Source organism: Wolbachia endosymbiont (group A) of Pherbina coryleti, assembly GCF_964026875.1.
Lineage (GTDB): Bacteria > Pseudomonadota > Alphaproteobacteria > Rickettsiales > Anaplasmataceae > Wolbachia > Wolbachia pipientis.
The window spans coordinates 1,191,835-1,209,536 of the sequence record NZ_OZ034706.1; the positions used below are offsets into that span (position 1 = coordinate 1,191,835).

Here is a 17,702-nt window from a genome sequence, read left to right on the forward strand (position 1 = left end):
AGCTAGTGTGTCTCTTGACCAAAAAAGCCAATAATATTTTCTTTCACTTCTGTGCTATCTGTCATGTTATTTACTCTCACACGAAATTCAGATGAGCCTTGAAGCCCGCTACTGTACCAACCTATGTGTTTGCGGGCCATCTTTATTCCTGTGTCATTTCCATAGTACTCAAGAATATTGTCGTAATGCTCGAGTATGATGCTTAATCTCTCTGAAGCTATTGGCTCAGAAGTTTCACTTCCACTGAGAAAGTTCATTGCTTGATTAATCAGCCAAGGTTTACCGTAGGCACCACGACCTATCATCACTCCGTCTGCTCCAGATTCTTTGAGAGCATTCTGAATATCATTTAAATTTTTAATATCGCTATTTACTATAACTGGAATTTTCACTTGCTCTTTAACATTTCTAACGAATTTCCAATCTGCTTGACCATTATAAAGCTGCGCTCTTGTTCTTCCATGCACAGTGATCATTTTTGCTCCTAAGTCTTCGGCAATTTTCGCAAGTCTCGGGGCATTGCGATTTTCATCGTTCCATCCAGTGCGCATTTTCACCGTAACTGGCATATTCACTGCTTTGACCACAGCTTCAATTATCTCAGCGGCTTTTTTCTCATCACGCATTAGCGCTGATCCTGCATAACCGTTTACAACTTTTTTAACAGGGCAACCAAAGTTTATGTCTATAATTTTTGCTCCCATATCCTCATTCAATTTTGCAGCTTCTGCCATAACATTCGGTTCGCATCCAGCAAGCTGAACAGCAGTTAATGCATCGACTTTTGCTTTTTGCAAACTCTGGCGAGTTTGCATAATCATAGCTCTGCTTGCAATCATCTCTGAAACTAACAAACTTGCACCAAGTTTCTTCACAATACTTCTAAACGGATAATCAGTCACTCCAGACATTGGAGCTAAAATAACTGGAGAATCAATTGTCAAATTTCCTATTTGGAGGGGCATAAGGTCAATGGTAATTTTTCATTGATTACATAATGCAACACAAACTTGCATTCTCCCTTGAAATAGAAGACTGAGATGTTTTCGTCCTTGGCGGATGCTTACGATTTCTTAGATCTTCCTTACATTTCTCATCTTCCATAAGCGCTCTTGTAAATTCTTCTCTTTTCTCATTCAAATCAAATTTATATTCTGATAACTTTTTGTCAATTTCGTCAAATGATTTGTCTTCGTTAAGCATTTGTGTAATTTTATGAGCATTTTCTAACGCAAATATTCCACAGTTATACCCGTCACTTTGCTGCTTAGTTGGGGAAATTCTTATGTCTAATACCCATTCCTCTTTTTGCAGTTCTCTTTTAACAATATTTAGCACATTATCTGGCAATTGATTACCAAATGAGTCACAGTAATAAGCTCTAAATTTTTTATCACCTGCATCAGGTTTAATAACCAAAGTTACCCAATGATTATTGTTAATATGAAGAACCGAAGTAAATATCAATTTAGAATTTTGTTTGAATTCACCTCTATAATTCTGAAGAAATTCTTTTGTGAGTTCGTCCCAACCATTAGAATAGCTAGGGGCAAGAAAATAGACATTATTATTACTATATTCACTTTGTGAGTACCCATATACAACTCTTGCAATATGTGTAATGTCATTATCATCTAACCAGTAACTATAGTTTTTTCTGTTTGTCTGATGCACAAGAGTGTCCAAATCTTCGTGAAACTCTTTACCACCCAAACCACTATCCAAAGAGCTTCTACGACTACTGTTCCTTGAATTGGGTTCACTTCCTGGTACAATACCACTATCTCCATCTTGAGTTTTTTGCTCACCTTGACTTGCTCTTTTTCCATTAATATAGTTCTTCGCTAAGTAAAATAAAGGTTCAACAACCATTTTGTATGCTACTGTAAGAATTATTCCCATTAAAACCCAAACTACGGGGTTAGAGATGAGCATAGCAAGTGGAAAGGTCAATAGAGGGGATCCTATTACCGCCCCTAAACAGCCAGCAGCGAATGTGGCTGCTAGGCATACACAAGTAGCGTAGATAACGAATTTCCAATCAGCAAAGTAAGTGCTCTTTTTTAATTGATTACATTTTCCTGTGATGCCCAACATACCACATCCTATGAACGCTAAGTTAATTAATTTTAACAAATTCTAACAAAAAAATCAACCATAATAATTTTAGTAGTATGAGAATATATTGAATATTAAGAGCTTTTGGAGTACAGTAACAATGTTAGTAATAGCACAATATATGCACGATATAGAATATATACGCAAAAACCCTGAAGGATTTGAAAAGGCAATGAAAAGCAGGGGAATTAGAGAATCTACTGCGGAAGAGATATTAGAAATCGATCACGAGAAAAGATCATTAACCACTAAACTGCAGGATTTGAATAGGCAGCGCAATGAAATCACAGAGGAAATAAAAAAGCTTAAAATGAGCAAGAGCCCCTGTGAAGAGCAAATAGAGTTGTCAAAAAGCATCACAAATGAGATAGAGGCAATCAGCTTAAAAGAACAAGCAGAAAAGGATAAGTTAGTGAATGTTTTATCTAACTTGCCGAATATTCCTGCGCAAGATGTGCCAATAGGCGCAGATGAGAACTCTAATTTAGAGGTGAGAAGATATGGAGGAAAAAGACAGTTTGATTTTGTACCAGAATCTCATTATGAACTCGGAGAAAAATTAGGTTTAATGGACTTCGAACAAGCGGCGAGAATTTCCGGATCAAGATTTACGATATTAAAAGGACAGTTAGCTAAGCTTGGACGAGCGCTAATAAATTTTATGCTTGAAATGCATGTTAATGAATTTGGCTATACTGAGGTGTACCACCCGACTTTGGTGAAAAACGAGGCTATGTATAATGTTGGTCAGCTACCGAAATTTTCTGACGATTCGTATTTAACTACCGACGAATTGAGGTTGATTCCCACAAGTGAAGTGTTTTTAACAAATTTAGTTGCTGACAAAATAATGGAAGAAAAAGAACTGCCTATTCGCTTTACTGCATATTCGGAGTGCTTTCGTAAAGAAGCAGGTAGTGCAGGTCGCGATACCAGGGGCATGATAAGGCAACACCAATTTGGTAAAGTGGAGTTGGTAAGCATCACAACTGAAGACCAATCAAATGATGAGCTTGAGGGTATGACGAGTGTTGCTGAAGAGATATTAAAAAAATTAGAATTGCCATACAGAGTAATGCTGCTTTGCAGTGGCGATATGGGTTTTGCTGCACAAAGGACTTATGACATAGAGGTATGGTTACCTGGGCAAAATAAATATAGAGAAATATCAAGCTGCTCAAATTGTGGTGCATTTCAAGCAAGAAGGATGAACGCTAAATACTCTTCAGAAACTGATAAAAAGATAAAAAAATATGTTCACACTTTAAACGGCTCAGCTTTAGCTATAGGAAGAACGATTATTGCCATAATGGAGAATTATCAAAATTCTGACGGGTCGATTGCAATACCAAACGTGTTGCAAAAATACATGAGTAATGATACTGTTATAAGCAAATAATAATTTTGACATATAGAAAAGCGAGGAAATAAAGATGAAGGTTCTGGTTATAGGTTCTGGTGGGCGTGAGCACGCTCTACTTTGGGCTCTAAAAAAATCTCCTATCTTGACTGAGTTATATGTAACTCCTGGTCGCCAAGCTATGAAAGATCTTGGGGCTCTTGTGGATGTAAATATTCAAAATTCAGTGGATGTTACACAATTTTGCAAGAGAGAAAATATAGAGTTGGTTGTTATTGGTCCAGAACAACCAATAATTGATGGGCTTGCTGATGATTTAGTTGCAGAGGGAATAAATGTTTTTGCTCCAAGTCAAGCAACTGCAAAACTTGAGGGATCGAAGTCTTTCACCAAGGGACTATGTAAACGATATGGTATACCAACTGCCAAGTACGAGTGTTTTGTTGATGAAGGGTTAGCTAAAGATTTTGTACGTAGCAATAAAATAAAGTTTCCACTTGTAGTGAAAGCAAGTGGAATTGCAGCAGGAAAAGGGGTGGTTATATGTAATACAGAAAGCGAAGCTTTTTCAGCAATAAATTCAATGCTAGTGGAGAAAAAATTTGGTGAATCAGGTGAAGAAATAATCATAGAAGAGTTTTTAGTTGGAGAAGAAGTAAGTTTTTTTGCTCTTATTGATGGGTTGAAAGTAGTAACTCTTGGGTGTGCAAAAGATTATAAGAGAGTTGATGAAAGTAATGAAAGCCAAAATACTGGAGGTATGGGGTCGTACTCATCACCTTCAATTATAAGTAAGGACATGGAGCAAAAAATTATCCAAAAAATAATATACCCTACAGCTCAAGCATTGGTTAACATGGGTACGTCTTATAAAGGAGTACTCTTTGCTGGTTTAATGATTTGCAAAGATAGCCCAAAACTTCTCGAGTATAACGTTAGATTCGGTGATCCAGAAACGCAATCTATATTACCTAGATTTGATTCAAATTGCGATTTGTTAAAATTGATGTTGTCAGTTGCAGAAGGAAAGTTAAATGTCAAAATGGTGGAACTTAACAACAAATCTACAGTTTGTGTAGTTGTTGCAAGTAAAGGCTATCCGGGTGATTATCAAAAGGGAGAAGTAATTAAAGGATTAGATAAGATTGAAAGCATTCCTGGTGTGTTGGTGTTTCATGCTGGTACTAAATTCGATGAAAGTGGTAACTTAGTTTCCGATGGCGGAAGAGTGCTAAATATAGTAGCAGAAGGGAGCACTATAGAGGAAGCCAAAAGTAAGGTGTACTCAGCATTAAATTTTTTAGAATGGCCAGGGGGCTTCTTCAGATACGATATCGGTAGTTAATGTTAGCTGTCGGTTAGCAGGTGGTTCACAGAAACGAAAAACTTCCTTGACAAACTCCGCCAGCCCCCTTATCATGAAACTGAAGCTATTGTATTTGCTTTCGCCAATCTGCAGATTAAAAGGTAAGGATTACTTAATGTATCGGCGTCTTATGTTCAATTTTTTGCAGTATATAGATACTGTATGTCTTTACAAAACTTCATCTACATCTAGATTTTTATCTAAATAAGCTGAACGCGCTTATAAAGCGTTACAAGACATCAAAAAATGCCAATACTCGACAGAGATAGTAAAAGACTAGCTAACTCGGGGATTCTTTGTCTTTTTTTCTGCTTGGTAAATTTCTTAAACATTTGCAGCATAGGTTAGTTGCAATTAAAAGCAGCTAAATCTTGCTTTTCAAGCGTTTAAAACATAAAAAACGCCAATATTTTAAAGCAGATAATAACCCCAGGGCTTCTTTTGCCTTTTTTTTCATTTGGTAAATTTCTTAAATATTTATGGCTAAACGACAATCGTCATCCCGCTACTTGTTAGCGGGATCTAGAGATACCACGGCGGTATGACGTAGGGAAACCTTTCTTGGGTTAGCTATAAAACTAATCAGCATCTTGTTTAGCACATATAAATTAAGTTTCACAAATATAGTGCTAAACCTTGAAAATATGTTATAGCTACTTCTTCCAATTTAGTGGTGGGTTTTGACAGTACACATGTTATTTTACTAGCTACCAACTCAAGTGTCACAGAAGTTGCAATCATTTTAAATGTCACAGAAGTTGCAATCACTGCATTTATATTCTGTACTTTAACATTTACTCTACTTTCTATTAGAGGCTTTACCCCCCTTACATCATTACGTACAGCAGTATGATTTATTTCATTTTCAATTCCACTACTATGCTGCAACAAGATATCCCCATTAACTTTTATTTCAACATTTTTGTCACTACTACCATTGTTAAAATTTAATCCCTCATCTCTTCTACTTTGTCTTTTTTCTTTTAATTTTAATTCAGTTTCTCTTTTATCAAGGGTAGGAAATGGGATGTGAGTTTTTTCCTGACCATCTTGATTTATAGCTCTTGTTGTATTAAAAGCTTCGTTGCTTTTACATGATATTGTATAAGTAAGTGGTGTGTAGATTTTTTCTTCACTATCTGGATATTTTATAGTTATTGTTGCATTAAGAATGTCTTTCAGAATATCATTTTCTCTAGCTATGTCTAAAATTTTTTGAATAACTTTGCGATCATGTAATGCGGCAAGTAACTTATCAGTTACTTTTTGATTATTTTTATGTTTTATGGTTATTGTTGTGTTAAGAATGTCTTTCAGAATACCGTTTTCTTTAGCTACTCTTAACATTTTCTCAACAGCTATACTATCTTTACGTAGTATAGCATAAGCAAGTGGTGTGCAAGTTTCTTCCTGACCATCTGGATATTTTATAGTTGTTGTTGCGTCAAGAATGTCTTTCAGAATACCGTTTTCTTTAGCTACTCTTAACATTTTCTCAACAGCCATACTATCTTTACGTAGTATAGCATAAGCAAGTGGTGTAACAGTTACTCTCCGACCATCTAGACATTTTATAGTTATTGTTGCGTTAAGAATATCTTTCAGAATACTGTTCTCCTTAGAGATTTTTAAAATTTCTTCAATAGCTATACTATTTTCACGCAGTATAGCATAAGCAAGTAGTGTGTAAGTTACTTCCCGGCTATCTGAATGTTTTATAGTTGTTGTTGCGTCAAGAATGTCTTTCAGAATATCGTTTTCTTTAGCTACTCTTAACATTTTCTCAACAGCTATACTATCTTTACGTAGTATAGCATAAGTAAGCGGTGCGCAAGTTTCTTCATGACCATCTGGACATTTTATAGTTGTTGTTGCATCAAGAATATCTTTCAGAATACCGTTTTCTTTAGAGATTTTTAAAATTTCTTCAATAGTTTTGCTATTTTTACATGATATAGCGTAAGTAAGCGGTGTGTAAATTTCTTTCTGACCATCTAGATATTTTATAGTTGTTGTTGCGTCAAGAATGTCTTTCAGAATATCGTTTTCTTTAGAGACTTTTAAAATTTCTTCAATAGTTTTGCTATTTTTACATGATATGGCGTAAGTAAGCGGTGTGTAAATTTCTTCTTGACCATCTAGATATTTTATAGTTGTTGTTGCGTCAAGAATATCTTTCAGAATACTGTTCTCTTCAGCTGCTACTAGAATTTCTTTAATAATTTTGCCATCCTCCCAGAACATAGCATGAGCAAGTGGTGTGTAAGTCACTTCCCGGCTATCTAAATGTTTTATAGTTATTGTTGTGTCAAGAATATCTCTCAGAATACCGTTTTCTTTAGCTACTCTTAACACTTTCTCAACAGCTATACTATCTCTACGTAGTATAACATAAGCAAGTGGTGTGTAAGTCACTTCCCGGTCTAGATATTTCATGGTTGTTGTTGTGTTAAGAATATCTTTCAGAATACTGTTCTCTTCAGCTGCTACTAGAATTTCTTTAATAGCTTTGCTATCCTTCCAGAACATAGCATAAGCAAGTGGCGCGTAAGTCACTTCCTTGTTATCTGGATATCTTATAGTTGCTGTTGTGTTAAGAATATCTTTCAGAATACCGTTCTCCTTAGAGACTTTTAAAATTTCTTCAATAGCTATACTATCTTCATATAGTATAGCATAAGCAAGTGGTGTAACAGTTGCTCTCCGACCATTTGGATATTTTATAGTTGTTGTTGCGTTAAGAATATCTTTCAGAATACCGTTTTCTTTAGAGACTTTTAAAGTTTCTTCAATAGTTTTGCTATTTTTACATAATATGGCATAAGTAAGTGGTGTGCAAGTTTCTTCCTGACCACCTGGATATTTTATAGTTGTTGTTGCGTCAAGAATGTCTTTCAGAATACCGTTTTCTTTAGCTACTCTTAACATTTTCTCAACAGCTATACTATCTTTACGTAGTATAGCATAAGCAAGTGATATAATATAGCCTTTCTTATAATAGTCCGAATGCGATAAGATATGTGTTTATGGCTATAGCAGGCCAGTAGCATATTACGGTCTGTTCGGATTATTGTAAAAAGAGCTATAGTTGGTTCTTTACCCCGATGTTTGCTTACTTCCGTAGTAAGAATCCTTTGTTTTTCCTTTTCAGATATTTTTTCTAGTTCTTCAGCAATGCTACTTTTTTTGCCTTCTATTTTTGATGCTAATTTTAAAATACTTTTTTCATCTTTCTCTTTCAATTTCGAATCGTTTACCTGATGAGTCATTTTTTTTCTCAAGGTCTTTCTTATTAAACTAAGCATAACATTTTCTCTCTTCGTGGTTATAATATTTGCTTTTATGAATCAGTTGTGTTGACAATGTATTAATTGCATAGCTCAGACATTGTTTTATAAAGTAAAATTTTAGTAGACCACCTTACAAGAACGTTTCTTGCTAATTCTGAATCCGAAAAAAGGACGCAGTAAAGTTATTTGTAAGGGAAGAATGAAACTTGTAGCTATAGCTAAACTGACTTACGATAATTTGAAAAACCGTCATCCCGCTGCTTGTTAGCGCTTACTATTACCCACAAATATAAATGTTTGTTGCATAGCTCTTAATGGCATAACTTTTGCTTGAAATAACTGTTTATATGGTGCAATTTACAGCTTTTAGTTGCTAAAATTATAACTCTTAGTTTAATAATTTTAATCTAATAAGCTTTCAGGTTAATAAAATTAAATTATTTGAGTAAATACAATATTATGTTTTTATTTGTGGGTAATAGTAAGTTGTTAGCGGGATCTAGAGATACCGCGGCGGGATGACGGTTCGCAGTGGTATGAAGGTTCGCGGCGGGATGACGATAAGCTCGTCATCCCGCTACATTAATATTGTATTAATAAAAACTTAATAATAATCCTTAATAATATATGAACTAACATGTTCGCAATTTCGTATGACAGAGGAAACAAAAGATGGATATGCTTCCTTATACGTTGCAATTCAGGAAGGTAATATTGAAGCTGCAGAACTACTAATAAAGTGTGGCACAAACGTCAATGATCATTATGAACGCAATCGTACGCCACTGCATATTGCCATCGGACGCAAACAATTAGAAATAGCAAAATTGCTGATAAAAAATGGAGCAAACGTTAATGCAAAAACTCAAAATCATGGTAAAGATGATCTAACACCAATGCACTTTGCAGTTTTTGCAAATACGCCAGAATTTATAGAATTACTAGCTAGCCATGGTGCATTGATTAATGAAAGAGAAAGCACCGAAGGGTATACTCCTCTTCACTTTGCTGCTTTATATGGGAACAAAAATATAATACAAGCCTTAATTGATAAGGGACAAGATATTGAAGATGTGGACAATAATGGGCGAACAGCTCTGTTTTTAGCTGCTAGGCAGTGCACTGAAGCAGAAGATGATAGCAGAATAGAAATTATCAAGTATTTGATAGACAAGCTCAAAGCAGATGTAACAAAGAAAGACAATAATAACAATGCAGTACTCTTTCCTGCCGCTAATAATTGCCCTGGAAAAGTGGTAGAATTCATCATTGAGCAATATATAAAAATCTTTGAGTTAGAGAATTTTATCAACCACAAAAATAATGATGGAATGGATGCTTTGGATATTGCGCTGAATAGTGGAAACGAGAAAGCTATTGAAGTATTAAGATCATATGGAGCAGATATCAAGAATAAGGTAGATGGTAGCATTCAAAAAATTACTGCAGAAAAACCAAGTAGTACCCTAGACAGAGCAGAAAGTGCAGAGGTAGCGCCTCCAATTAAGCAAAGAGTATAAAACTTTTTATAAAGCGATTATAAATTTCAGTAAGTTGCAGAGGCTCTACAATGGGAAGTGTAGTATGTTAGCAGATACAAATGACTAGATAAATTATATTTCATTAAAGTCATTTATCTTGAAACATAAGCAGGATTTTGTATAGTTGTTTCAATTTGGGTCTGTATATTGAAACAACGCGTGAAAATGACAGGTCATTGTACAAGAGGTACCTAATTCACCGACAAGAATGCTAGATAAAGACACTTACATTTCAATTATTTTACAATTTCTGTATAATCTTAAAAACTCAATTAGTGCGTTATGAAGATAGTAATAGGTAATGCTAGTAAGGAATTAGGGGAATCAGTAGTTAACCGGCTAGATGTTCAACCATCCTCTGCTTGGATATCAAAGTTTACCGATGGCGAGGTAAATGTAGAAGTAGCAAATGATCTATATAATCAAGAAGTATATATAATACAATCTCTTTCTCCCCCTGTGAATGATAACCTTATGGAGCTTCTGCTCATAATTGATGCAGTAAATAGATTAGGAGCCAAAAGGATAGTAGTAATTATTCCTTATTATGGATATAGCAGGCAAGATAGAATTATCAAGAACAATAATGTGCAGTCTGCTTTAAGTGCCAAATTAGTTGCAAATCTTATTCAAACTGCAGGTGCAAGTAGCGTTGCAGTTATTGATTTGCACTCAAGTCAAATTGAAGGATTCTTTGATGTACCGATAACTAATTTGAACTGCTTTGAAGCATTTGTTGACTCTATACACACGGAAAATTTGGCAATTGTTGCACCTGATGTTGGAGCAATTGGTAGAGCACGTGCTTTTGCAAAGACTTTAGAGGAAAAGTACAAGATAGGGTTAAGTGATAAGATTATTGTAGTAGATAAATATAGGGAGAAAGCAGGCACATCTCAAGTAATGAACATAATAGGAGAAGTTGCAAACAAAAATTGTGTCATTGTTGATGATATAGTTGACTCTGGTGGAACATTGTGTAATGCAGCTCTTGCTTTAAAAAGTTACGGAGCAAAGTCCGTAACTTCATGCATCACACACGGTGTGCTTTCAGGAAGTGCAGTTGAGAAAATCTCTTCCTCTTCTTTAGATAAATTAGTGATTACGGATACCATACTTCACAAACTTGAAAAAACTGGTAAAATAGAAGTTGTTTCGGTTGTAAATATTTTAACTCACTTCATCCAAGGAGGTAGAAATGCCAGCTAAGTCAACAGAAGACGTTATTACTTCACTAATAGAATTTGCAAATAAGAGAAAAATAACAATTACCAAGGAAGAAATGCTTAAAATTGCACAGCTTGTAAGGATTAAGTTATCAAATGACGAGATTGATCACTACTCCAAAGAACTGACAATGCTGGATTGGATACATGATACTTTATTGCAAGTTAATACTGAAGGTGTTTCTCCTATGCGTTATGGCAGCATAGACAAGGACATTCATGTACGCGATGATGTTATAAATTCTCAAAATATTAAAGAAGAGATATTGTCCAATACAAAACCTGAGCATGGGTATTTTGTAGTGCCAAAGGTTATAAACGATTAAGGTAAAACAAGCTTATATCAAATCCACAATAGATCTACTTTCAAAAATAAGACCAATCCGGTAAAGAAGCATTTGTAGGAGTGGAAACCATTTTTTGATTTTTCTTTACTAAGTCTACTAAATATAGTTTAGAGTTGCTTGGTGATTCTGTTCTTGTAAAAATGATTTCTCTGCCATTTGGTAGCCATGCCGGGGATTCAATTTTATGCCCCTCTGAAAGCAGACGTTCTTCTTTGCCATCTGGCTTCATAACTCCTATGTAAAATTTTCCTGACTGAATCTTTGTAAAAGCTATCAGATCTCCTTTTGGCGACCAAACAGGCGTAGCATATCTTCCACTCCCAAAACTAATTCTTTTAGGTTTTTTACTTTTGTTAGTAAAATCGATAACGTACAGTTGCTGACTCCCACTTATATCAGAACTAAAAGCCATATACTTTTGATCTGGAGAAAAAGAGGGAGAAGTGCTTATAGCTGAACCTTTAGTAATTTTTTTTGTTCGTTTACTACTTAAATCCAAAGATAATATATTCGTTTCACCACCCAATGAGTGGGAAATTAAAAGAGATTTACCATCGGGAGAAAATCTTGGTGCAGAAACAACTCCTTCAAATGCGCTGATTATTGATTCAGTGTTATCTTTTAAATTTTTTAATATTATATAACTTTTACCATTTGCGTACGAGATATAAACAATACCCTTTCCATTTGGTGAGAATCTCGGTGTTGACACAAATCTATCGCCATTTGTTAAGTATTTTATATTACTTCCATCTTGATTCATCACAGCAATTTTACGCACAGATTTGTAGTTGCTATCTTTTTCTTCAGCGATATACGTGATTTTTGTGTTGAAGTGCCCTTTCTCACCAATTAATCTATCATGTATCACATCCGAAACGAGGTGACCAATTTTTCTCCAGTCTTTTGCTGGAAAAACAACTGACTGAGTAAGTAATTCTCTTTTTGTAAAAGCGTCAAATAAACGAAATGATAGCTCTAATGCACTACCAGATATTTCGCTTAAACTTACTGTGACTACAGTATCGCTTTTCCAAGATTTAGATTCAGCTTCCGCGCCACGTTTTACATTAAATAAGCCACAATTAGATAAATTTGTTCCTATTACCTTTGCAATATTTTCGCTTAATTCGCTTTCCAACGCTGTTTTACATGTACATTTAGATACAACAAGACCAATGTTACCAACACTGCTTTTTTTTATATCAACATATAAAGCAGCTTTTGTAAAATAAGGAATAAATAACGAAATAAATAACACCAGATGAACGAATAGCTTCATTCATTTCATACCTGTTCTATCTGAACCTCAATTATAGGCCTTTTTAGTAAATATTCCTTTAAGATACTCAATATTGAACTTTCAATCTTATTTTTAATTTTTTTTGTTGGCTGCAAACTAAACAACGACTCAACTTTCTTGACAATTTTCTGTATGGTAGCTGCATCTTCTAGCACTTCAAAAACACCAGGTACAAATACTTTTGGTTTAGCAAGCAATTTATTTTTCTTGTTTACAACTGCTGTTACCACAATAACTCCGGCATCTCTCATTCTTTTACGCATTTTTATAACACTGCTCTCCGGATGACGTAGCAACATACCATCAATACCAAAGTAGTCAACATCAATTGAATCAACCTTTTCTCCGTTCTCCAAATTAACAATATCACCTGGTGCAATCATTATTGCTTTTGCCACACCGCACTCTTTAGCAAATTTTACATGTGCATGCGTGTGAATATATTCGCCGTGAACTGGAATAGACATCTTCGGTTTTATTAAAGAATACATTTCCTTTAGCTCTTCTCTTGTTGGATGCCCAGAAGCATGAACATGCTCTGTTTTTTCAGTAATAACTTCTACCCCCATCTCAATAAAGGCATTGAGCATGTTGTGCGCACGAGTTTCATTTCCAGGAATGATTTTTGACGAAAAGATCATGGTATCACCTTGCTGCATTTTAAATGCTTGATGACTCTTAGCAGCAAGTCTTGCGGTAGCTGCCAGTGGCTCACCTTGACAACCTGTGCAAAGTAGCACCAGTTCTTCCCTTGGAAAATTTACTGCTTCCTTTGCTTCAAGAAACTGAGGAGAATCAGTTAAATAACCACTATCTTGCGCAACTTTCACTATTCTCCATAAAGATCTACCAAGTAAAACTACTTTTCTATTTAGTGCTTTTGCAGCTTGGCTTATCGTTTCAATTCGTGCCACATTTGAAGCGAATAGCGAAACAGCAACTAATTTTTTAGACCGCTTTATTATGTTATAAATATTATTATAAATTTCACCTTCTGACTCAGGGTGATGCTTGCTTAATATATTGGTTGAATCGCAAATTGCTGCAAGCAGGTCACCTTTATCGCCAATTTCTTTTAGACGCTCCATATTAGAAGTTAATCCAACAACAGGTTTTGGATCAAATTTCCAGTCTCCGGTATGGAGTGCACTACCCATTTCAGTGCTAATTAATATTGAATTTGCCTCAGGAATTGAATGAGTTACATTTATAAACTCGACGGTAAAAGGACCCAAATTTATGCTGCCATTTATGTCTACCTCTTTCACAGGCACTATACCTTCCAATCGAAATTCTTTTAGTTTCTCTTTAAGAAAATTAACCGTAAACTTTGTTGTATATATGGAGCACTGCAACTCTTCCCACAAGTGGGGCACTGCACCGCAGTGGTCCTCATGTGCATGTGTAATTATTATTCCAAGTAAATCTTTTTTTCTTTGAGCAATAAAATCTATATCAGCAATGAGCAGCTCAACACCTGGCATAGTTTCATCTGCAAAACCAACACCAAGGTCGATCATAATCCACTTACCTTGGTAATGATATAGGCTAACATTCATCCCGATTCTTCCTACTCCCCCAAGCGGAAGAAATAAAAAATCATTTTTGTTTATATTCATTAAATTTAAATTATTAAAACCTGAGAATAGCAAAACTTCGACCTTAAATAAAGAAATTTATTGCTTTTACATAGTTTTAAGGAACTAAGAAGTTTCTGTTGGCTAATAATAACACTATTGTTAAGTTTTCCATTAATAAGGTCAAAGAATTGCAGGATTAAATGAAAACCCGTAAACAGTTACCCCTTTATGTCATTTAGCAGATTTCTTATTTTTTTTTTACTTTACTAAAAAACCCTTCAGATTGCTGTTGTACACTTGCATTTTCCTCTTCTTCAAGCGCTTTTAATAGTTCAATTTGCTTTTTAGTTAAATTTTTTGGATTTAAAGTCTCAACTATTACCTGTACGTATAAATCACCACGAGCATGTGAGTTCATATATGGCATACCCTTTTCCCTACAACGTAGTTTGATACCAGTTTGAGTGCCTTCAGGGACCTTTACTTTTATTTTAGCTCCATCAATTGATTGAATATCGATTTCACCACCAAGCACTGCTAGTGTCATTCTTATAGGCACTTTACAGTGTAAATCTGCTTTATTTCTAGCAAAGATTTTATGGAAAATTATTTTCACGTATACGTATAAATCTCCACTTTTTCCACCTTTTGTTCCAGCTTCTCCTTTACCACTTATCCTTACCTTAGCTCCTTCTTCTATGCCTTTTGGAATTGAAACGGATATATTTACTTCATCTCTTCTACGTCCACTTCCACCACATTTCTTACATTTGTTTTGTATTATTTCTCCTTCCCCATAGCATGTAGTACATGTTCTTTCGATGGTAAAAAAGCCTTGTTGAGTTCTAATCCTACCGCTTCCCTGGCATGTGTGGCACTGAACTGGTTTAATTGCTCCTTCGCCACCTGTGCCTTGGCATGTATCACATTTTACATTTGTCACATAATGTATAGGCGCTTGTATTCCTTTAAATGCATCTTCTAAGGTAATTTCAAGATCATAACGTAGGTCTGCTCCAGATACTCCTGTTGTACTTCTTTTTGCTCTCGATCTACTTGCACCACCACCGAATCCTCCACCAAAGAAGTCATTGAATATGTCGCTAAAATCTCCTGCAGAGCTAAAGCCTTGAAATCCACCAGAAGCACCTTCGTGGCCATAACGGTCATAGCCTGCCCTTTTCTCAGAGTCAGACAGAACTTCATATGCAGCTGTTACTTCTTTAAATTTTTCCTCTGCTTCTTGATTGCCAGGATTTCTATCAGGATGATATTTTAACGCTAATTTTTTATACGCTTTTTTTATCTCATCAATACTGGCATTTCTGCCTACTTCCAGTAGCTCATAGTAGTCTTTTTTGCTCATATATAATAGTTTAGTGCTTAACCTTTAAAGATAGGTATTGCATATATTAATTTCAAGTGTGACTTCTGCTTCCTATAAAATGTGGTGCACCCTGAGCGACTTGAACGCCCGACCTTTTGATCCGTAGTCAAATGCTCTAATCCAACTGAGCTAAGGGTGCTTTCATAAAGTTAACTTTAGCAGATTTTGTGGCTTGATTCAATTAATTTGGCTAAAAATAAAACTATTGATTTCTATCATACGTGAACCCCTCACAATTCTCAAACTGCCGTTTCGCATTAGAATTATCAAATTCACTACAAGGAGGAGCAGTTGGAGTAGTATTAGGATCTTGAGAAAAGTAAGGAGGTGGTGCATCATAACGAGAAGAATCTCCATAACCATGCCCTTGTCTAAGACAGCTATCTACCGCTCCTTTAGCTTTCTCGATATTTTCTGATTCTTCCTCATGCTTCATATGAAAAGCTAAACCACCAGTAAAACACACAAGAGAATTAACGCCAAGGATAACTAAACCCCACACTGGTAAGACTGGGTAAACAGCACAAGCTACCAAAGCTGCCAAAGAAACAGCGCCAACCGCAAATTCTATATTTCTGAACGTTTTAAATTTACTATCCAGGTAATCTATTTTTTCTTCTTTTCTAGCCACTTTTCTGCTGCTGTTATACCAAAAACACATACCAGCATGGAAAGCAACACACACAACTGCAGCTACCATACCTAAAGCTAATAACTTTCTATTGTCTTCTGAGTCTTTTTTCTTATCTTCTCTGCTTTGATGGCTACCACTACTGAAACCAGGGTTATTTATAACTGTAGTATGACCACCAAACCATACGCGTCAAGTTAAGAGATTGTGAGCAAATTTAGAGAGGTTAAAGTGGATACTCTAGCCCTTCTACGTTTGTCTTTTAATGAAAATCGCGACCAAGTTATAGTGAGTTTTTTAAGAAATGCTTTTAAACTATTAATTTTGGTTAATACTAAAAATAACTCTCTAACCCGCCTTTTTAGCTCAATAAATGCCTTTGTTAAGCTAAGTTCTGTATTCTTTTTCACTTCTGTGCAACCAACTATGCCGTGAAATATAAGAATTGCGCACAATTTAGCATATAGTTCACATAATACTCTGCATGGCTTTCCTTTTAGCTTATCAAGCCTGATATGGCTTTTATACAATTTAAATAATAACTCAATTTGCCACCTTACTCTGTAAATCGTTAATACTTGCTCAGCACTAATTTTATTTTCTGGAACATTAGTTATAAATATTGACCAGTTCAACAATTTTTGATTTCTTTTAGAGGATCTGCGATCTTGCTAATCTATTAGCTTTCCTTCTTCTGCCCATAGACTGTTCTTCAGTTAGTTTCTGACATATAATTCTTACTCTAATTTTTGCTTCTTTTCCTAACAATACCTCGTTTTCTAAAAATAACTTATCCTCTCAACATTCTAATAACTCCATTTTTTGATTTGTTTCTACATCATATATGTTGGTATCGACGACTTATGAAATAAGCTCCTATTTCATTGATTTGTTTAAAAGAACTTGGCACAAAATAACCGAGATCAGATATTAGCAAATCATTGCTTAATATATTACTTAAATGTTTCCTATATCCCTGGTCTGATCTTACCCCCTCCGTTAAATTAAGTTGGTCTATTATCTGATTCATGTAGTCGAAAACTAATTGTAACTTTATTCCAGACTTAGTATTGCTTTCATAGCCACTGTAGCTAGTACCATAACCTTTATACATCTCTTCCATACTGTTAGGTAGAGTAATATAGCTACTGTCCAATAATTTAACACTATTAAATTGCTGTAAGATTTTGCAATCAACTTGCAAGATATTTTTAAAGAGAATCACAGATTCATTATACATCCTTTTCATAAATTCCACTGCTTCTTCAGTAAATCTAAAATCCAAACCTTGTTTTGTTATATCTATCGAGTCCTCGTTTAGTAATTGACACATTGTTTCTACGCTACAATTATCAACTCCTATATTACCCAAGACCATGGCTTTTACGAATGATGAACCTTTTAGCTTTCTCTTTCTTTTTATAAACCTTGTTGTAATTGAGATTTTCTCTGCTTTTTCATTAAAAAATTCTTTGAGCTTTTTTGATAAGCAAGTTATTTTATTCATTGGTTCTCTCACTAAAAGTATATCTGGGAGAACTTATACCTTATTA

Annotated in this window: 13 protein-coding genes, 1 tRNA gene and 1 pseudogene; 5 read left to right on the top strand and 10 right to left on the bottom strand. The window is 35.0% G+C overall.

Features of this window, described 5'->3' with window-relative positions; genetic code table 11:
* Nucleotides 1–2 precede the first annotated feature (2 nt).
* On the bottom strand, nucleotides 3–965 hold the full coding sequence (gene dusB, locus AAGD87_RS05905; RefSeq protein WP_341817483.1) for a tRNA dihydrouridine synthase DusB: 963 nt from the start codon (nucleotides 963–965) through the stop codon (nucleotides 3–5).
* 25 nt (nucleotides 966–990) lie between these two features.
* Nucleotides 991–2,097, bottom strand: a complete 1,107-nt coding sequence (locus AAGD87_RS05910; RefSeq protein ID WP_264339240.1) for a C48 family peptidase — start codon at nucleotides 2,095–2,097, stop codon at nucleotides 991–993.
* Nucleotides 2,098–2,239: 142 nt separating this feature from the next.
* On the opposite strand from AAGD87_RS05910, the gene serS reads away from it, so the two are divergent.
* Nucleotides 2,240–3,517 carry a serine--tRNA ligase gene (serS, locus tag AAGD87_RS05915; protein WP_338482154.1) on the top strand — a complete coding sequence of 426 codons (1,278 nt, stop codon included), beginning with the start codon at nucleotides 2,240–2,242 and terminating at the stop codon, nucleotides 3,515–3,517.
* A gap of 34 nt (nucleotides 3,518–3,551) precedes the next feature.
* Nucleotides 3,552–4,823 carry a phosphoribosylamine--glycine ligase gene (gene purD / locus AAGD87_RS05920; RefSeq protein ID WP_341817484.1) on the top strand — a complete coding sequence of 424 codons (1,272 nt, stop codon included), beginning with the start codon at nucleotides 3,552–3,554 and terminating at the stop codon, nucleotides 4,821–4,823.
* A 636-nt stretch (nucleotides 4,824–5,459) separates the two neighbouring features.
* On the opposite strand, the gene AAGD87_RS05925 is transcribed toward purD, so the two are convergent.
* Nucleotides 5,460–7,772 carry a hypothetical protein gene (locus AAGD87_RS05925; protein ID WP_341817485.1) on the bottom strand — a complete coding sequence of 771 codons (2,313 nt, stop codon included), beginning with the start codon at nucleotides 7,770–7,772 and terminating at the stop codon, nucleotides 5,460–5,462.
* Between the two features lie 11 nt (nucleotides 7,773–7,783).
* Nucleotides 7,784–8,149: a hypothetical protein gene (locus AAGD87_RS05930; protein ID WP_341817486.1), complete on the bottom strand. Its 366-nt coding sequence runs from the start codon at nucleotides 8,147–8,149 to the stop codon at nucleotides 7,784–7,786.
* A gap of 638 nt (nucleotides 8,150–8,787) precedes the next feature.
* On the opposite strand from AAGD87_RS05930, the gene AAGD87_RS05935 reads away from it, so the two are divergent.
* The 3 genes from AAGD87_RS05935 to gatC all read left to right on the top strand — a co-directional run bounded on the left by AAGD87_RS05935 (nucleotide 8,788) and on the right by gatC (nucleotide 11,227).
* On the top strand, nucleotides 8,788–9,654 hold the full coding sequence (locus tag AAGD87_RS05935; protein WP_006280296.1) for an ankyrin repeat domain-containing protein: 867 nt from the start codon (nucleotides 8,788–8,790) through the stop codon (nucleotides 9,652–9,654).
* A gap of 303 nt (nucleotides 9,655–9,957) precedes the next feature.
* Entirely contained in the window at nucleotides 9,958–10,884 is a 927-nt protein-coding gene (locus tag AAGD87_RS05940) for a ribose-phosphate diphosphokinase (RefSeq protein WP_182309371.1), read from the top strand.
* Nucleotides 10,874–11,227 (top strand): Asp-tRNA(Asn)/Glu-tRNA(Gln) amidotransferase subunit GatC, encoded by a 354-nt coding sequence (gene gatC, locus AAGD87_RS05945; protein WP_065094978.1) that lies wholly within the window; start codon nucleotides 10,874–10,876, stop codon nucleotides 11,225–11,227. Before AAGD87_RS05940 ends, gatC begins: the two co-directional genes overlap by 11 nt.
* Before the next feature lie 40 nt (nucleotides 11,228–11,267).
* Here gatC and AAGD87_RS05950 read toward each other — a convergent pair whose 3' ends face one another.
* The 6 genes and pseudogenes from AAGD87_RS05950 to AAGD87_RS05975 form a co-directional block, all read right to left on the bottom strand.
* The gene (locus AAGD87_RS05950) at nucleotides 11,268–12,530 is read right to left on the bottom strand and encodes a Tol-Pal system protein TolB (protein WP_006279726.1); all 1,263 of its coding nucleotides are present in this window, start codon (nucleotides 12,528–12,530) and stop codon (nucleotides 11,268–11,270) included.
* A 5-nt stretch (nucleotides 12,531–12,535) separates the two neighbouring features.
* Complete coding sequence (locus AAGD87_RS05955; protein WP_341817487.1) at nucleotides 12,536–14,170, bottom strand: ribonuclease J; 1,635 nt, start codon at nucleotides 14,168–14,170, stop codon at nucleotides 12,536–12,538.
* Nucleotides 14,171–14,378: 208 nt separating this feature from the next.
* On the bottom strand, nucleotides 14,379–15,497 hold the full coding sequence (dnaJ, locus tag AAGD87_RS05960; protein WP_341817488.1) for a molecular chaperone DnaJ: 1,119 nt from the start codon (nucleotides 15,495–15,497) through the stop codon (nucleotides 14,379–14,381).
* Nucleotides 15,498–15,579: 82 nt separating this feature from the next.
* A tRNA-Arg gene (locus AAGD87_RS05965) sits at nucleotides 15,580–15,657 on the bottom strand.
* A gap of 63 nt (nucleotides 15,658–15,720) precedes the next feature.
* Nucleotides 15,721–16,149, bottom strand: coding sequence for a hypothetical protein (locus tag AAGD87_RS05970; RefSeq protein WP_341817489.1), 429 nt, complete (start codon nucleotides 16,147–16,149; stop codon nucleotides 15,721–15,723).
* A gap of 197 nt (nucleotides 16,150–16,346) precedes the next feature.
* Nucleotides 16,347–17,656: pseudogene (locus AAGD87_RS05975) on the bottom strand (IS4 family transposase).
* Between the last annotated feature and the right edge of the window lie 46 nt (nucleotides 17,657–17,702).